The following is a 17,295-nucleotide window of genomic DNA, read 5'->3' on the forward strand; positions in this document are numbered from 1 at the left end:
AGACCGGGCTACCGGAAGCTGAGGCCGGTCTGGTCGCGCCCGCCGACCATGATGAAGGCGACGTTGCCCATGTCGCGGATGTCCTCGTCCGGCCGGCCGTCGATCGCGATGATGTCGGCGAACAGGCCCGCCGCGATCGTCCCCACCTCATCCTCGAGCCCCACGATCTCCGCGTTCAGGCCGGTGGCCGCGGTGATCGCCTCGAGCGGCGTGAACCCGGCCGCGACGAGGTTCTCCATCTCGAGCGGCATGTACCCGTGCATGCTGTCGGTCCCGACCCCGACCTTGACCCCCTTCTCCTTCGATCGGATGAGCTGTCCCAGGCGGTCGACACGTCGCTGCGCGCGACTCTCATTCTCGGTCAGCGCCCGCCCGTGCACCTGGCGCCCGCGCTCCAGCCAGTCGCGGATGTTCTCCGCCTCATTGTCGAGGAAGCCCCACTCGTTGAAGACGCTCTGGTATCCGATGGTGTAGGTGTTCACGAACCCCACGTCGTGACTCAACATGAGGTCCATCAGGTCCTCGTCGAGGTTGCCCCCGTGCTGGATCGAGTTCACGCCCGCCTCGACGGCCAGCCGGATCGACTCGCCGTTGGCGTGCGCCGTGGCCTCGATCCCCAGGCGGTGCAGCTCGTTCACGGCCGCGTCGATCTCCTCTTTGGTGTAGTTGCTCTCGCCGGGCGCGTACGGGGTGCCGTTGTTGGGGCCCACCCGCGCGCGGTCCGTGATCGTGAGCTTCATATGATGCGCGCCCATCTCGTAGTTCTGACGGACGAAGGTGCGCATCTCCCACGGCCCGTTGGTCGTGCGGTACTCGGCCGGGCCGTGGCCCGCCGTCGTCGAGATGAAGTTGCCGCTGGGATAGATCCGGGGCCCGGGGAGGACGCCTTCGGCCACCGCCCGCGAGGCCTGGATGTCGTTGTAGTGAACTTCGCCCACTACGTAGACGCTGGTGACGCCGGACATGAGCTGGACGCGGATGTTCCGCACGATGCGCGCCATCTGCAGCGCGTCATGCTGCTCCATCCCCTCGAGCTGCCCCTGGAGAGTGCGGATGTCGGGCCGTATCGAAAGGTGGGCGTGCGCGTCGACGATGCCGGGCATCACGGTGTGTCCGCTGAGGTCGACGACCCGCGCGTCGGCCGGGATCGAGACCGCCGACGCGTCGCCCACCGCTTCGATCCGTTCGCCCCGGACGATGATGACCTGGTCGTCACGCGCCGCCGCCCCGGATCCGTCGATGAGACGGCCGGCCCGGATCGCCGTCACCTCCTGGGCCGTAGCCGCCGCGGCAGCGGTGGCCGGGACGGCGGAAGCCGCGGCCAGCGAGGCGGTAAGCAGGGTAGTCAGCCTGGTTCGCATCGGAGACTCCTCGATCGCAGGTGGACGGGACCCGCGCAAACTGTCGCGGCGGAGCCAACGCGGCCACCCGGCTCGGCGCCGGATCCGCCCAGCGTTGGCACGGGCGGGCGGGCGGGTGCTATGTTGGAATGTTGTGTCGCTCAGAGGCTTAGGCGAGCCTGAAGGAGAGTTTTCAGGAGGTAGGGATCCAGTGAACGTTCCGACGGCGTACGCGGAGGGCTACGGGACAGCTCGGGCAACCGATCCCGAGGCTGTTGACAACTACGTCAAGCACACGCGCATCGGCGATCCTGAACTGGATCCGATCATGGAGGAACTCTCCTCCATACCTCCCGGGGAACTGCACCGCTTCATCGGCGCCGGCATCGAGGGGCGCGATGACGTTCTCAAGACCGCGCCGGAGCCCCTGCGCAATTTCTTCAAGAACCTCGAGGAGCCGCCCTGGCTCGACTACGAGGCCCTCCGTCCCGGCATCCGTGCCTTCCATGGGAATGTGCACCTCATGCTCGCCGCATTCGTCACCGGGGTGCTCGTGGAGGGCTTTTCCACGCTGATCGCCAAGTCGTTCAACATCACCGGGCGGGTGGCGTCAACCCGACGGCGACTGCAGCAGAACAACCGCCACATGATGGACATCTTCTTCCCCGGCGGCCTGCAGCGAGAAGGCGACGGGTGGAAGCTGTCCGCGCGCATTCGTTTCGTGCATACCCGGATAAGGGGTTTGCTCAACAAGTCCGAGGAATGGGACCACGACGCCTGGGGTACGCCGGTAAGCGCGGCGCACCTTGGCTTCGCGATTTCCGTCTTTTCTCAGCGCCTGATTGAATACTCGCTGATGCTGGGCGCGAAGTTCAACGAAGAAGAACAACGGAGCATTCTCCAGGTCTGGCGTTACGCCGGATACGTCATGGGCATCCCGGAAACCATCCTCTATACCTCCGCCGAGGATGCAAATAGGATCTACAAGACCAGCTATATGTGCGAACCGGAGGCGGACATCGATTCGATCACCGTGGCGAACATGCTGATCAAGGCGATTCCGAGCGTTGCGAATGTTCAGGATCCGCAAGAGCAGCAGCAACTGGTGGGTTTGGCATACCGCCTTTCGCGGGCGCTCATAGGAGAGAGACTCGCTACCGCATTCGACTTTCCAAAGCGGTCCTTCTGGGAGAGAGGAACACTGCTCCAATATCGGTCGAAGCAGCGCTTCCTGCGAACGCTGGCAGGTATCCAGCGGGTACGGGCACACAACTTCACCCAGCTTCTCCAGATCTCCGTGTACGACGACGAAGGGTTGAGCTACAAGATGCCCGATCACGTCCACACGTCGAAATCGATCAGCTGGTGAGCCCGGTCGACAGCCCGTCGTAACACCGGCCGGTGCGTCCGCACGCCGGTGCGTCAAGATCGACTTCGATCACGATCTCCACGCCGGGTTGCAACACGCTTCCGGGCATCTCCGCGTTGGACGAACCTGCCGGACGAGACTACCTTCGGCGCCTCGTGTGGCCGGACGAAACCGTCGTCGGCCATTGGGTCACATCCCGACTAGTCGCCTTGCATGCTGAAGAACTCGTACCAAACTCGAGGCCTGAGCTTCGCCTTTCTGATTGGTCCGCCCAGGAACCTCACGCGGCAGATCGGGATGAGCATTCACTCGGCCGTGTGCGAGGCTCTTGGTGTCGACGACGTCTCATTCCAATACCAACCCGGTGAGCGGCAGCGGAGCGGTGAGAGATTGTTCTCGATAAGCTTGGCGCGTGAGGATGAACGCAAGAGTCTAACGATCAAGATCGACCGAAAAACCCGGGACGATCCGGTGCGCCTGTTCCTCGGATGTAGCTGGCCGACGTCAAACGATGTCGTCTTCGAGGATTTCGATTGGGCATGTGAGGCTGCGTTCACTGCATTGGGCGACTCGTGGCAGCGAGTCTTGGCAGAGGCTCGGATTCGTGGGCAGGCACATGCGCCGGACGGCTCGGCAGTGTCGTTTCTGAGCAGAGATGTGCTTCGTCTTTCCAGGAGCGATCCGCGTTTCCACCACGACCGGCTGTCCTTCGTATCTCTGAAATACGAGACCGCCGCTGCGCAGTTTGCTCAGGGCGATGAACTCTCGAATCCGAAGCGGGACGTATCGGTAGAAGTTCTCCGCGAAGATCCGCGCTCGCTGTACGTCGAAGTGATGTCACAGTGGCCTCAGGTCACACTCTCTTCCGAGGGGGCAGTAAGCATCGATCCCAGCCGGATTCGTAGCTTCCGGTCTCCCCCCAGCGAGTACCTAAGCAACACCATCGATTACACAGAATCGGTTGTCCTTCCTCACCTCGACAAGATCTAAGCAAGGGTGGGATTGTGAGCTATGCGACGAAGTACATGCGTGCGGCCCCAGTCGACAGCTTGCCGCCTGCGAGCAACAGTCCATCCGCAGGCGAAGCAACTGGACACTGGCTACCGAGCCATGGGAAGTGGTTGTGCACCTGGAACCGATCGGGAATCACGGATCCCGATCAGGACAATCGTGTGGAGGCCTGCGATGAGGAGGAGTCGTGGGCTGATTTGGCGGCGGCGGCTCGTGCCGAATGGTGTGCGGAAAACCCGTTTTGAACAAGATTCTGCCTGGCGAAATACATGATGTCCTGGACGCATCGCGCAAGCGGCGTCCGTTCATAATCGTATCTCAAGAACAGTTCAATAGAGGCCGTTACTGCTTAGCCGTGCCCCTAACGTCCAAGAAGCTCTCGGAGAGGCAGGTCTTGAGAAACTGCGTTTTTTTCCAGCAGGGCTCGTTTGGACTTCGCAAGTCGTGCGTGGCGCAGGCGGAAGGTCTTTCGGTAATTCGCCGCTTCGACATGGCCCAACCGACTTCGTATGCGGGTATACTCAGCCAGCCCCGGATGGCTGACGTCATAGGTGCCATCGGGTACGTGATGGGTTCGGATTGCAAGCTGATGACCGACCCGCTATCGGGACCCGGAGCTGGATAGCTCCGTGCGGCGGGCGTCGCTTCTCGTCCTCTTCTTCCTGTCGGGGATCAGCGGGCTGGTGTACCAGATCGCATGGGTGCGGCAGTCCATCTTCACGTTCGGGGTCAGCGTCTACGCCTACAGCGCGGTCATCGGCGCGTACATGATCGGCCTCGCACTGGGCAGCTACGTCATGGGCCGGCGGATCGACGCCCACGCGCGGCCGCTGGGCACCTATGCGCTGCTGGAAGTGGGGATCGCCGTCCTGGCCGCGCTGTCGCCGTTCCTGCTCGGCGCGCTGCACGGTGCATATCCCGGGCTCAGCAACGCCCTCCCGGCCGGAGGTTTCTGGCTCACGCTGATCCGGCTCGTCTTCTCGCTGGCCGTGCTCACGCCGGCGACGTTCCTGATCGGGGCCACGCTCCCGGTCATGAGTCGCGTCTACGCGACGCACGGAGGCCGGATCGGGAGCGACGTGGGGTGGCTCTACCTCGTCAACACGGCGGGCGCCGCGGCAGGGTGCGTCCTAACGGGGCTCGTGTTCCTCCGCTACCTGGGGGCTCTGGAGACGATCTTCCTCGGGGTGGCGATCAACCTCCTCGTCGCCGCGGGCGCCCTCGCCCTCCCCCGGCTCGCGCGAGCGGGGACGGCGGCCGCCGAGCCGGCACCGGGCGGGGCTGAGGCGGGAGCCGGAGATCCGGACGCCACGCGGGGGCGCCCGGGACCTCCGATTTCGGCGCGGGCGCTCAGGTACATCGCGGTGGCCTACGGCCTGTCCGGCTTCATCGCCCTCGGCTACGAAGTCGTGTGGGCCCGAATCCTCTACATCCACACGTCGCACGCGGCCTATTCGTTCGCTCTCATGCTGACGGTCTTTCTGGCCGGGCTGGCTCTCGGAAGCGCGGGGGGCAGCTGGATCCTGCGGCGGCGACGGGCGGCGCTGCGAGACTTCGGAGCCCTCCAGCTGGCGGTCGGGCTGCTGGCCATCCTCATCCTGTATGTGTTCGCGCGGCTCCCGTCCTTCCACTTCCAGGAGAGGCTCGGCGGCTACACCGTCCCGTACGAGTTTCTCATCGCCTTCGTCACCATCTTTCCGCCCACTCTCCTGCTGGGGGCGATGTTCCCCGTCGTGGGCAGTCTCTACACGCGCGAGCGCGCGGAATCCGTGGGCCTGCGCATCGGACGCGTGAACGCGCTCAATACGGTGGGCGCCATCGTGGGCTCGATCGGGACGGGGTTCCTGCTCGTGCCCCTCCTCGGCCTCCGCAACACGACGGTGGCGCTGGCGGCGCTGAACCTCCTGATCGGGGCGGGCGGGATCCTGCTCGATCGCGGCGCGGGGCGCATTCTCCGCTGGGCGCCGGCGGGGGCGGCCGCCGCCCTCATCCTGGGGGTGGCCGTCCTGCCGACCGGCTACTACCTCGGCTCGTACTACGAGGAGGCCGACCGCCTCATCTTCTACAAGGAGGGCGTCGAGACGACGGTCGCCGTACTCGAGGTCCCCGAGGACGACTTGAAGATCTCCTTCGTCAACGGCCGCGACGAAGTGCCGACCGACCGGCAGAGCATGGCGGCCTTCCGGTTGCTGGGTCACCTGCCGCCGCTCATCCGGCCGGGGGCCCGCAACGCGCTCGTGCTGAGCTTCGGGAACGGGATCGCGACGGGCACCATGGACACGCACGCGATCCCTGTGATCGACGCCGTCGACCTCTCGCCGGAGATGATCGAGGCCGCGGCCGTCTATGCGGAGGAGAACTACAGCGTCCTCGAGAGCGACAGGCTCCGCCTGCACGTGGAGGACGGGCGCAACTTCCTCCTTCGGACGGAGGATCGCTACGACATCATCTCGGTGGACGCGACGCATCCCGCGAACGCGAGCTCGTGGGCGCTGTTCACGAGCGAGTTCTACCGGTTGATCGAGAGTCGGCTCGCCGAGGACGGGGTGTTCATGCAGTGGATACCCATCCACGGCGTCCGGGAGAGCGACTACCGGGACATCCTGCGCACCGTCTGGGATATCTTCCCGCAGATGGTGCTGTGGTCTACGGGGTCGACGCACACGTACGTGGTCGCGACGCGGGAACCGATGACGGCGGTGGTGATGCAGTCGATCCTCGCGCGCGCGGCCGCCAACCCGACCGTGGTGCGAGACCTCGGATCGCCGGAGACGATCGCGGGATATGTCTCGATGGTCGGTTCGGACCTCACGCGCTACATCGGCCGCGGACCGGTCATCACGGACAACGACGCGTTCTTCATGCCCGGCCGTGACTAGCGTCCGGAGCCTCGGGAGTCCCAGACCTCGACCGGCACCGGGCCGATCCTGAGCGCGTCCGGGTTCACCCACGGCCGCGCGCCGTACGGCCGCTGCCGCGGCCACACCTCGTCCAGCGTCTCGCCCACATAGAGCCGCCCGTCCTTCATCACGTAGGCGATGTCTTCCGTGTTGCGGATGTCGTCGAGCGGGTTCGAGTTCAGCACCATGAGGTCGGCGAGCTTCCCCACCGAGATCGTCCCCAGGTCGTCCTCCGCTCCGAGGAAATAGGCCCCCTCTACGCTCGCGAGTTCGAGCGCACCCATGGGCCCGAGGGCGGTGGCCGCCATCCACACCTCCCAGTGGGAGCAGATGCCGTGCTGCTGGCCGTGCCCGCCGATCGCGCCCCGGCCGCCCTCGGCCATGATGTCGGCCAGACCCTGCGCGACGATGGGGAAGATGTAGTCCGTCTTCGGGCGCAGCGCCCGCCGCCGCGTGTGGCCCACGAGTTGCTGCCACGGCATCCAGGCACGGAGCTTCTCGCTCAGCCACACGTCGCTCTCGCCGAACCAGTATTCGTCGCTCCAGGGCCCGGCCCGCGTGTTGAAGGTGGGGGAGTACACCGCCTCCGCCCGGCCGAAGAACTTCGCCACATCCCCGTAGATCGGCGCGTAGGTCAGCGAGTGCTCCCACGCCGTCTGGCCGTCCATGATCTTGGTCAGGTTGTGCAGCAGGTCGTTCCCCTGCGAGGTCACCATGAGGCCGCGGCGGCGTGCGATGTCCGAGACCCACTGCCGCTGGTCGCGCCGCGGCTGCAGGTACTGCTTGATGGAGACCGCGCCCCACGACTGGAGCCGCTCGATCTCCTCCTCCGCCACTTCGTACGAAGTGATGTCGTTCTGGCGTGCGGCGTCGCCGAGGTAGAGCGGGTCGCCGGTGCTGTACGTGCGGGGGCCGATCAGCATCCCGGCTTCGATGAGTTCGGCCGCCGGGAAGACGTCCTGCGACCACATCGAGTTGTCCATGTTGCTCGTGACGCCGTAGGCGAGCGGGACTGCCGCCTCGAACGCCTTCATGGGGATGATGCCGCGGTACTCGCGGAAGAAGTGCGAGTGCATGTCGATGAAACCGGGGATGATCGTCTTCCCCGCCAGCGACGTGACGCGGTCCGCCCGCGAGGTGTCGCACTCGCCGACGCAGGCGATCCGCCCGTCGCTTACGAGCACGGTCCCGGACCCGATCACCTGGCGATCCTCGAGCGTGATGATCCGGGCATCGGTGAGGGCGATCGTCCCCGCGGCGAAGTCCCGCTGCACGCGCAGGTCGACCTCTACCGTGTCGGCCCGCTCCGCGTCGACGTCGTACGCGATGTACGTCGGGCCGCTCCCGAACTGGACCGTACGCGCGTCCCGCCACGACGGGAAGAGCCCCCCCGTTCGGCTCAGGCGGCGGACTGGCAGCGTCCCCTTCTTCTTGTCGATCTCGACCGTCCCGCCCCCTGTCCCCGACTCGGGGAACGGGGTCAGGTAGACGTTGTCCCCCTCGTTGAAGGCGATCCAGTCTCCGGCGGGAGAGATCACGATCTCATCCGCGAACGGGAAGCTTGCGTGCTCCCGCCGGTCGCTCCCGTCGCGGCGCACCGAGACCAGCGTGGAGGCCTCGCCGCGTTCCATTCCCAATTGGGGATAGAAGATCCTGCCGTCCGGCCCGAACGATGGGCGCACGAATTGTGTGCGCGTGGAGAGGGTGGGTCCGGAAACGCGGGTCACCTCGGCCGCAGGACCCCCATTGGCCGGGAGGAGGACGATGTCGAACCAGGGGCCGTGCGCGTAGGTGCGGGTGCGGGCGGTCACGCCCGAGCCGCGGACGACCAAGATCCGCTCGCCGTCCGTGCTCCACACCGTCTGGCTGTATTCCCCGTATTCCTCCGACAACTGAACCGGTTCCGCGCCGCCGTCCCCGACCCGGGCCTTCCACACATGGCCCGCGCCCGCTTCGTCGACGCTCGTGAACGCGATCCACTCGCCGTCGGGCGACCACGCCGGGGAGTACTCGAAATCGGTGAACGAGTCCGGCGTCAGCCGGCGCGGCGTTCCCGCGGGAACGTCCATGACCCACACCTTGCCCACCGCCTGGAAGGCCAGCCGGCGGCCATCGGGCGAACCGACCTGCCAGCGCGTGAAGCGAGCGCGGAACTCGCCCTCATGGATGTCGATGGGGGCGTATGCCTGCTCCGAGATCACCCGGTGGACGCGCGCCTCGAAGGGGATCGTCTCCACTTCCCCGCTCTCGACGTCCAGGCGGCGGATCTTCCCGCCCTGGGCGAGGACGATGGACCGCCCGTCGCGAGACCACGCGTAGCCGGGCAGGACGCGCAGCGTGTTCGTGTCCTCGACCATGTCGCGCTCGATCGGGTCCATGATCACGCGTTCCGCGCCGGTGCGGAGGTCGCGCAGCCAGAGTGCCGTGCGCGGGCCGTACTCGTGCCCCTTCCACACGATCGTGCCGTCCGGAATCCGCCGCGCGAAGGCGAGCCAGCGCCCATCCGGCGACACTTCGGGCGCCCACGCGCCTCCGCTCGAGAGCCTGTACTGACGGGACGGCTCCCCGTGCGTGATAGAGATGATGTCGCCGCTCCGCAGGTCCATGCGGCGCAGGTTGTACGCTCCCTGGAGGGCGTCGCGCTCGGCGGCCGGCGGCCCCGCGTGGTCGTCGAACCCATCGAACCCAGGATCGGCGAAGGCCACCCCCTGCCCCGGCGTACTGATGTGGAAGTACAGGGAGCGGCCATCCGCGGAGACCGAAGGCCAAGAGGGGTTCTCGACCTCGTCCCCCACGAGTTCCACGCCTGCCCCGCCGTCCCGGTGGTACATCCAGATCCCGCGCGCCCGCGCGCCGTCCAGTTCGTAGCGGCGTACCACGATGTAGCGGCTATCCGGCGTCCACGCGGGCTCGACCACGCGCACGTCCATATCCTCGAACACGGGCCGGGGGTTTCCGCCGTCGGCGTCCATCACCCAGAGGTTGTTCTGGCCTCCACGGTCCGACACGAAGGCGATCAAAGCGCCATCGGGCGAGATGCGGGGGTGGAAGTTGATCGCCACGCCGCTGTTCTGCGTAAGGGCGACGGCTTCGCCTCCTTCCGCCGACACGCGGTACACGTGCCCGAGGAGGTCGAACACGACCCAGCCGCCGTCGGGGGCGACATCGACCGACATCCAGGTCCCCTCGCGGGTCGTGAAGTCGATCTCGCGCGTCTCGCCGTACGCACCCGTGACATCCCACGCACCGGCATCCTGGACGCGACTCCGGGGCCCGCCCGGATCGGCCTCCTGCGCGAGCAGCCCACCCCCGCTTTCGGGGCAGAGACTTGCGGCTACAGCGACGACGAGGGCGGAAACGAGGACGGGGGTGTGGCGTGACTTCGACACGGGAACCTCCTTGAGATGAGCCTGGCAGCCTGCAGGAAGCTGGTCCCGGAGCAGCGGCGGCAGCAAGACAACCGTTCTGTGCCGCGCGGGTCGGAGATCGAACTCTTCCCTCGGGGCAGCGCCTGCAGGTGGGCCAGACGCAGAGCCGTGCCAGACGTTCGAGTGGCCGGAGTCGTCACGCTGGTACGGAGGGGACATCGCGGCGCTCGCGAGTAGGAAGAGAGTTTCCGGCAAGGACCTCACACCAGTGTCACAACGGGCATGGCTGGCCGCGGCCCGCCTGAGCAACGGTGCGAGATCTCAAGCACTCGTGGGAGGAGTCAGCGCCCCTGCATCGGCTTAAGCCAATTGAAAGTTCAATCTTCAATTGGCTTAACGCTTCACAGGGACTCCCAGGAACCCCCGGGCGCCTCAGGTTGCTCCCTCGGGCGGTGCCGGGCGTCGGCAGATGGGCGGCGGCACACGCGCATTGGACGCCGTACTCCCTTCCGGCGTCTCGTGGAGCTACCGGTCACCAACGTCCTTGTGACGCACAGCTACTTCGGCTACGTGCTCGACCAGGACCGCCCGCACACCGGGGAGGCGGCGCGCATCGACCGTGTGGAACGCGAGGACGAGCAGATCGTCGACGTCGTCCAGATCGTCGACGTCGTCCAGATCGGCACGAAGTCGCGCCCGTACCGCTACGGCCGCTACTCCTCGCGTCAGGAGCCGGCGGTGCACCACTTCCACCGCCTGCTCGCCGCCCGTCTGGAACCGGCGGCCACATGAACGAATCGACACAGTGGGCTGGGCTGGATAGACTGAGACCATGCGCCGGTTTGCCAACTACCTAATCTTGGTTGCGGTCGTCCTGCCGTATGCGCGCGCCCCGCTCTGCGAGGCGGGATCGCACGAGCACCCCGAAGATCATCACGCAGGGATGGTCGCTGCGTTCGCGGACGCACCCACTAACGGATCGGACGCCGCGGGCGACTGCCACTCGCTGATGGGCTGCACCGTCGTGCTGCAGACTTCGCTCGCCGAGGCCGGGCCGGGCTTCCGCGCCTTCTCGCAGGCTTGGGATCCCGCGCTTCAGGGCAGCGCGGCCCCGATCTTGTCGCGCGCCTCTCCGGACACACCCCCTCCGAGAACCATCTGAACGGACGTAGCCGCAGAGGCACTCCGACCGCCGTCACGCAGACGTGCCGCGGCCGGGTGCCACCCGTTCAGACGAGGGGGCATCGCATGCCATCCGTAAGTTTCGCCCGGCATCCAGCAGGGATCCTCGGGCTCGCCGCGTTCGCCGCGGCCTCCGCAGCCGCCTGCGGGTCGGCGCAGCGCAATGGCGTCTACCGCTTGGCCGCACCCTACAACTTCGCGTTCTACGACACGCACGAAGAGGCGGCGCGATCGTTCTACGCCGCCCATTTCACGCACTTCGCCGCGTACGAGATCCTGATGAGCCCGGGGGAGGACACGCCGAGGCAAATGTCCGAGTTCGAGGCGCAGGTCCGGGCGTACATCGCGGATCCGCCCAGGTTCGAGCCGCCCGCGCAGATCATCGCGCCGGGTTGGACGCGCCTCGCGTTCGAGACCGCCCAGGCGATGGACTGGACGCACATGTTGCACTCCCAGCTGTACGACATCCTCACGGACGACCGGATCGCCGACAAACGGGCCGCTGGAGAACGAGCCATCGCCTACTACCTGTCGGAGCCGGAGGCCGCGTTTTCCACTCGCGGCTACGGACACCGCTTCATGGAGGGCGGCGGGGAGTGGGCCGGCAACTTCTACGCGGCGTATCCGGACATCAACGGGATCCTGTGGGCCTACCACTGGCACCACGCGGCCGTGTACGAGGCGCTGATGGAGCCGGACGCCGAGCGGCGCGGCATGGAACTCGACCGGGTCATCGATGTCTTCACCGATTCCGTGCTCGCCGAACTTCCACACGTCATGCCGCTGACGGGAGAGGTCGCGCCGCGGTTCTCGCGCATGTTCCCGGCCGCCGCGCACATCTTCGACAACCTCCACATGATGCACGATGTCGTGAACGACATCATGGCCGATCCCTCGTATTCCCGGCCGGAGAAGGCGGCGGAGATCGAGCGATTGCGCGGTCAGATGATGTACGCGGGCCAGGACACGGTGGAAGCGCCCGGGATGCCGATGGGCGGGGACCACCGCATGAGCCCGCACGCGATGCGCGTGCCTACGGAACTTCCGACGGGCGAGTGGCTGCCGCAGGGGCACCCCGAGGCGCGGATGGCACCGATGGGCGAGTTCATGCGACCCCTCCCCGCACCGAGACGCGACCTGCCAGTGGGCGCCCGGAACGGAGGTGACCGGTGAGGGCCGCCGCGCGGGTCGTCGCGCTGGGCATCGCGCTGGGACCGGGAGCCGCCGCCCTCCCTGGGACAGTTGCCGCTCAGGAGGACTTTCGCGCCGCCGAACTCGACCGGCCGATCCATGTCGAGGATGCGCACCCGATCAAGTTCCGCGAGTGGGAGTTTCAGAGCGGTGTGCGCGGCTCCCTCGGCGAAGGCGACCGCGGCCTGCTCGGCCTGATCGAGTTCAAGACCGGGCTGTTCCGCAACGGACAGGTGGGCGTCGAGATCGAAGGGGGCATCGAGCGCCCGGATGGGGACGGCACGGGCGGCGGGATTGAAGCCGCTTCCGTTCATTTGCTTTATGGAGTGGCCCGGGAAACCGTCTCGCTCCCCGCGCTGGGCCTGCGCCTCGACGCAAGCACGCCGGGCGCGGGCGCCATCGGCCACGACGACTGGCAGCTCGGTGTGGCAGGGATCGCCACGCGCTCACTGGGTCGACTCCGCCTGCACGGAAACGGCGGCTACCGGCTCGCCGGCGCGGCCGACGGCGGCGACTACTGGCGCTTCGGCCTCGGCGCGGACTACCCCCTGGGATTGTTCAGCCGCGCGATCCTGGCCGACCTTTACGTGGAGGCTCCGGTTTCCGCGGGTCGAGCGCGGGTCTGGGCCGAGATCGGTACCCGCCTCCAGGTCAGCAACTGGAGTGTCCTCGACCTCGGCCTCGCCACAAGGCTCGACGAATGGGACGAGGGGAACGCCAACGTCGAGATCGTGGTCGGCATGTCGCGCGCGTTCGGGATCCCGGGGCTGACGAGAGTCCCCCGATACCCGAACCCCACGATCCCGTGAGGGCGGTGCTACGGTCCGGCAGCCCGGCCAACGCCCTCAGTACGACACACCGGTCGCTCGGCACAGCCATCGCTGGAAGGGCGCGGCCGTGCGGCACAGGGCGGTAAACCTGTCCAGGAAGTCGTCCGACATCAGGTCATCTTCGCTCAGTTGCACCACCGCGATGAAGTCCTTGCGCCGCAGGTCCTCGATCAGCGGATGATCCACGCTGAAGCCCTGCGGGGCCCGGATGAGCGAGTCGCCCGAGAGCTCGAAGGTCGTGCGAAAACCGGCGCCGCGCGACGCCCGCTTCCAGGCTTGCGGATCCTCGTCGATGGACTCGCGGATCTGCCGGAGCGCCGGCCCGCCGGGGCGCCAGGAGCCGCAACCCATGAAGCAATCTCCAGGCTGGATGTGCAGGTAGAAGCCGGGAGCATGGGCGTCCCTGCCCGCCTCGTGTCGGAACTGGATGCCGGTGGCGGTCTTGTATGGGGTCTTGTTCCTGGAGAAGCGGGTGTCGCGGTAGATCCGGAAGAGCGAGCCGCCATTCGCCCTCGGGTCGGCGCGAAAGTGGGGGCTCATTCCCTCGAGGGGCATGGAGAAATCGGAGATGAAACGGAGCGCCGGCTCTTTGACGTCCGCCTCGTATCGTGATTTGTTGGCGAGAAACCACTCCCGGTTGTTGTTGGCGGCCAGATCGCTCAGGAAGCTGAAGGTGTGGGGCGTGAAGTAGGCCGCGGTCATCGCAAGGTGGCTTGTCGGCTGGGGAGACGGGTATGATGAGCGGGGGCGATACCTATGGTGTCGGTCCGAAGGAAGCAAGCAGGGTGATCTACCATGGACCAGACAACCTCTCACCATGACGCGCACCGAACTCAGGCGTACCGTTGACGCTCCGGTCGGAGTGGTTTTCTCGACCGTCGCCGACATCTCCAACTTTTCCGAGGCAGTGCCGCACATCGAGCGTGTGGAGTTCCTGTCAGAGGCAAAGTGGGGCGTGGGTGCCCGCTTCCGGGAGACGCGGCTCATGGGGAGCAGAAGGGCAACCACGGAGCTGGAGGTGACCGAATACGTTCAGGACGAGCGTGTTCGCCTGGTATCCGACCAGGGTGGCACGGTCTGGGACACGACATTCACCGTCGAGCCGGGCCCGGATGGCCGAGGGACGCGGCTGGTCATGGTGATGGAGGCGAGGCCCTACAGGCTTGTCGCCAAACTCGTCACGCCGCTCATGAAGGGAGTCGTGGCCAAGGCGATTGCAGCGGATCTCGATGCCGTGAAGGCGTACGCCGAGGCGGCCGGAAAGGATGGTGCCCCATGCCCGCCGGTTTGAATCCTGCGACGCGACGTATCCGTTCAGGAGCGGCCGGAATCGCCCCTGCGCTCCTGGCGACGATGGCGATCTCGGCGGCGCCCGGGATCGCGGGAGCCCAGCAGGTGATCGAACTCCCGGGAGAAGACCGCTGGCTGGAGGCCGATTTCGAGGAGGTCTACCGCGTCGGCTCCGCGCTTGGAGAAGCGTGGGAGGAGTTCGGCACGATCGGCCGGGTGGGGTTCGACGATGCCGGGAACCTCTACCTGTTCGATCGCCTGGCGGCGCGCGTCGTCGTCGTCGGTTCGGACGGAGATTTCGTTCGCGAATTCGGCCGCAAAGGCGAAGGGCCGGGCGAATTCCAGTCGGCCATGGACATGGTGGTCATGTCCGATGGCAGGGTCGTGATCGCGGACATGGGACATCGCGCGTACCACCTCTTCGACCCCGGCGGGAATCTCGAGCGGATGGTGCGCATGGGCGGTTTTGCACAGGTCCGAGAGATGTACCCGGAGACCGGTGGCGAATCCGTGGTCAGGGGTGCAAAGATGCTAGGCGCTGTCTTTCAGTCCGTGCTGCGCGATTCCATAATGGTCTTTCCCGACACACGCACGATCGAGCGAATCTTCCTCACGGGTGACGAGGCAGCAGTGGAGACCGCGGCCGAGGTCTGGGGCCCCGCGTGGACCAAGCTGACCGAACGCCCCTTTGCTGGCGGCCCGCAAAAGATCATGAGCAGGGGCCCCCGGAGAGGGTTTGAACCGGAGCTCTTCGCGGGTGTGCTCCCCGGCGGACGTATCGCATTTTCGGACTCGTCGGCGTACGCGATCAAGATCGCGGAGCAGGATGGCCGAATCAGTGCGATACTGACCCGGCCTCTCTCACCCGAGCCCGTCACGGAACGCGTGATGAGGGCGGAAAAGGACCGCAGGTTGAGGGATCTCGAAGGTCGTCCGGAAAGTTCGGTCTCCCGGTCCGGGGACAGAATGACGGTATCCGGGACCGGCGGTGGAGCCCGTGCGCGCGAGCGGATCGAAACGCTGGAGTTCGCTGAAGAGATCCCGGTGGTGCGAGACCTGCGCACGAGTTGGAGCGGCCGCATATGGGTCCAGCGCCGGGGCGACGAGCCTGTCAGCGACGGCCCCATCGACATCCTCGCACCGGATGGCCGCTACCTCGGCAGCTACCGCGCCGGAGCGACGCAGCTTCCCGACGCGTTCGGGCCCGGACGGCTGGCGGCCTTCATCGAGCGGGACGAACTCGATGTCCAGACCGTAGTCGTGAAGCGTCTCCCGCGTGCCATGAACTGACTCACGACGCTCTTCGAAGATGCGGGCAAAGGGAGGACCCGCTACACCGCTCGCGCCATGCATTGGGACGAAGCGGCGCTCAAGGAGCACGAGCGGATGGGCTTTCGCAAGGGTTGGGGCAGGGCCATCGATCAGCTTGAGGTTCTCGCCGCGTCGCTCTAGTGATTCCCGGAAGTCGCCCCGAGATCGCGGCAGCGAGAGATGCGCAGGATTCCAGCACCTCCGACGCCGCCAGTCCCACTGTATGAGCCTGTTGACCACCTTCCCGTCACCCGGACTGCAGAACGGGCGGTGCAGGGCTGGCGCGGATGCGTGGGGCGAGCCAGCATCCGACCTGTGAGAGTGAGCGCGTGGAGGGGACGGTACGCGGGGCTGGCGCTGGGCATCATGGCGGCGCTGAGCCACGTGACGGCCGACGTCGCGGGCCAGGAGTTGCCCCTTGCCCGCACGGACCAGGGCCGCTGGGCGGACGTCATCGCGGCCTCGCGCGGGAAGCTCGACTCGCTGCGGCGGGCGATGTCCATCCCCGGCCTCTCCATCTCCGTCTCTGTGGACCGCCGGGTCGTGTGGTCCGAGGGGATGGGCCACGCGGACCTCGAGCTTCGGAGCCCCGCCACCCCGCTCACCCGCTTTCGGATCGGTAGCGTCTCCAAGATCCTCACCGCGGCCGGCGTCGCGCTCCTTCACCAGCGGGGCGAACTCGATCTGGACGCGCCCGTGCAGGCGTACGTCCCCTCCTTCCCCCGCAAGCCGGAAGGCGAGATCACGACGCGTCTCCTCGCCGGACACATGGGCGGGATCCGGCACTATGTGGACATCGAGGCGGAGTACTACCTCACGCGGCGCTACGAGACGGTGTTCGAGGCGCTCGACCTCTTCCGCGACGACCCGCTCGTCGCCGCTCCCGGGACCGAATGGTCCTATTCGAGCTACGGGTTCAACCTCATCAGCGCGGTGATTGCGGCGGCTTCGGAGCGGGGGTTCCTGCAATACCTGGACGAGGAGGTCTTCCGGCCGCTCGGAATGCTTCACACGGGCGGAGACCACACGGACAGCCTGGTCGTGAACCGCGCGCGCCCCTACGACCGCGCGTCGGACGGCCGCCTCATCAACGCCCGCCACATCGACAACTCCCACAAGTGGGCCGGGGGCGGCTTCCTCTCCACGACGGAGGACCTGCTCCGCTTCGCCCACGGCCACCTCGAGCCGGGTCTCTTCCGGCAGGAGACGCTGGATCTGCTGTGGACGCCCCAGCGCACGGCCACCGGCGAGGAAATCGGTGTGGGGATCGGCTGGCGCCTCTTCCCGCCGTCGCGGGTGGGTGGGCGGCGCGCGGTAGGACACGCCGGCGGCGCGATCGGCGGCAACGCGCTTCTGGTGATCTACCCGGACGACGGGGTGGCCGTCGCCGTCGCCGCGAACATCGCGGACCTCGGCTATCCGCAGGGCGGCGCGCTGGTCTTCGGGGACATGATCTACGAGATCGCAGACCTCTTCATCGAGGCCCGCTGAACCGGCGGTCCG

Annotated in this window: 14 protein-coding genes and 1 pseudogene; 12 read left to right on the top strand and 3 right to left on the bottom strand. The window is 66.8% G+C overall.

Going from position 1 to position 17,295, the window contains the following annotated elements:
- Positions 1-8: 8 nt before the first annotated feature.
- Positions 9-1,361, bottom strand: a complete 1,353-nt coding sequence (locus ACOQPP_RS08465; RefSeq protein ID WP_420636297.1) for an amidohydrolase family protein — start codon at positions 1,359-1,361, stop codon at positions 9-11.
- A gap of 190 nt (positions 1,362-1,551) precedes the next feature.
- Between ACOQPP_RS08465 and ACOQPP_RS08470 the strand changes: the two genes are divergently transcribed.
- From ACOQPP_RS08470 to ACOQPP_RS08485, 4 genes are all read left to right on the top strand, one after another.
- Entirely contained in the window at positions 1,552-2,709 is a 1,158-nt protein-coding gene (locus ACOQPP_RS08470; RefSeq protein WP_420636298.1) for an oxygenase MpaB family protein, read from the top strand.
- A gap of 213 nt (positions 2,710-2,922) precedes the next feature.
- Positions 2,923-3,699, top strand: coding sequence for a hypothetical protein (locus ACOQPP_RS08475; RefSeq protein WP_419164951.1), 777 nt, complete (start codon positions 2,923-2,925; stop codon positions 3,697-3,699).
- 241 nt (positions 3,700-3,940) lie between these two features.
- Positions 3,941-4,345, top strand: coding sequence for a type II toxin-antitoxin system PemK/MazF family toxin (locus ACOQPP_RS08480; RefSeq protein ID WP_419164950.1), 405 nt, complete (start codon positions 3,941-3,943; stop codon positions 4,343-4,345).
- A gap of 4 nt (positions 4,346-4,349) precedes the next feature.
- Positions 4,350-6,599, top strand: coding sequence for a fused MFS/spermidine synthase (locus ACOQPP_RS08485; RefSeq protein ID WP_420636299.1), 2,250 nt, complete (start codon positions 4,350-4,352; stop codon positions 6,597-6,599).
- Here ACOQPP_RS08485 and ACOQPP_RS08490 read toward each other — a convergent pair.
- Complete coding sequence (locus ACOQPP_RS08490) at positions 6,596-10,009, bottom strand: amidohydrolase family protein (protein ID WP_420636300.1); 3,414 nt, start codon at positions 10,007-10,009, stop codon at positions 6,596-6,598. The genes ACOQPP_RS08485 and ACOQPP_RS08490 overlap by 4 nt on opposite strands.
- A 498-nt stretch (positions 10,010-10,507) precedes the next feature.
- Between ACOQPP_RS08490 and ACOQPP_RS08495 the strand changes: the two genes are divergently transcribed.
- The 4 genes from ACOQPP_RS08495 to ACOQPP_RS08510 all read left to right on the top strand — a co-directional run bounded on the left by ACOQPP_RS08495 (position 10,508) and on the right by ACOQPP_RS08510 (position 13,170).
- Complete coding sequence (locus ACOQPP_RS08495; RefSeq protein ID WP_420636301.1) at positions 10,508-10,780, top strand: SRPBCC family protein; 273 nt, start codon at positions 10,508-10,510, stop codon at positions 10,778-10,780.
- A 40-nt stretch (positions 10,781-10,820) separates the two neighbouring features.
- Entirely contained in the window at positions 10,821-11,150 is a 330-nt protein-coding gene (locus tag ACOQPP_RS08500; RefSeq protein ID WP_419164946.1) for a hypothetical protein, read from the top strand.
- 86 nt (positions 11,151-11,236) lie between these two features.
- Positions 11,237-12,343 (top strand): hypothetical protein, encoded by a 1,107-nt coding sequence (locus ACOQPP_RS08505; protein ID WP_419164945.1) that lies wholly within the window; start codon positions 11,237-11,239, stop codon positions 12,341-12,343.
- On the top strand, positions 12,340-13,170 hold the full coding sequence (locus tag ACOQPP_RS08510; protein WP_420636302.1) for a hypothetical protein: 831 nt from the start codon (positions 12,340-12,342) through the stop codon (positions 13,168-13,170). The genes ACOQPP_RS08505 and ACOQPP_RS08510 overlap by 4 nt, the downstream gene beginning before the upstream one ends.
- A 36-nt stretch (positions 13,171-13,206) precedes the next feature.
- Here ACOQPP_RS08510 and ACOQPP_RS08515 read toward each other — a convergent pair whose 3' ends face one another.
- Complete coding sequence (locus ACOQPP_RS08515; RefSeq protein ID WP_419160965.1) at positions 13,207-13,893, bottom strand: DUF2461 domain-containing protein; 687 nt, start codon at positions 13,891-13,893, stop codon at positions 13,207-13,209.
- A 115-nt stretch (positions 13,894-14,008) separates the two neighbouring features.
- Here ACOQPP_RS08515 and ACOQPP_RS08520 point away from each other — a divergent pair, with 115 nt between their 5' ends.
- The 4 genes and pseudogenes from ACOQPP_RS08520 (at position 14,009) to ACOQPP_RS08535 (ending at position 17,283) form a co-directional block, all read left to right on the top strand.
- Positions 14,009-14,482 (top strand): SRPBCC family protein, encoded by a 474-nt coding sequence (locus tag ACOQPP_RS08520; RefSeq protein ID WP_419160966.1) that lies wholly within the window; start codon positions 14,009-14,011, stop codon positions 14,480-14,482.
- Between the two features lie 62 nt (positions 14,483-14,544).
- A complete protein-coding gene (locus ACOQPP_RS08525) occupies positions 14,545-15,771 on the top strand; it encodes a 6-bladed beta-propeller (RefSeq protein WP_420636303.1) in 1,227 nt (408 codons plus the stop codon).
- A gap of 15 nt (positions 15,772-15,786) precedes the next feature.
- Positions 15,787-15,933, top strand: a pseudogene (locus ACOQPP_RS08530) (SRPBCC domain-containing protein); the annotation flags it as partial.
- A gap of 180 nt (positions 15,934-16,113) precedes the next feature.
- Positions 16,114-17,283, top strand: coding sequence for a serine hydrolase domain-containing protein (locus ACOQPP_RS08535; RefSeq protein WP_420636304.1), 1,170 nt, complete (start codon positions 16,114-16,116; stop codon positions 17,281-17,283).
- The last annotated feature ends 12 nt before the right edge of the window (positions 17,284-17,295 follow it).

Origin of the sequence: Candidatus Palauibacter sp., from assembly GCF_965222475.1 — a bacterium.
GTDB lineage: Bacteria > Gemmatimonadota > Gemmatimonadetes > Palauibacterales > Palauibacteraceae > Palauibacter.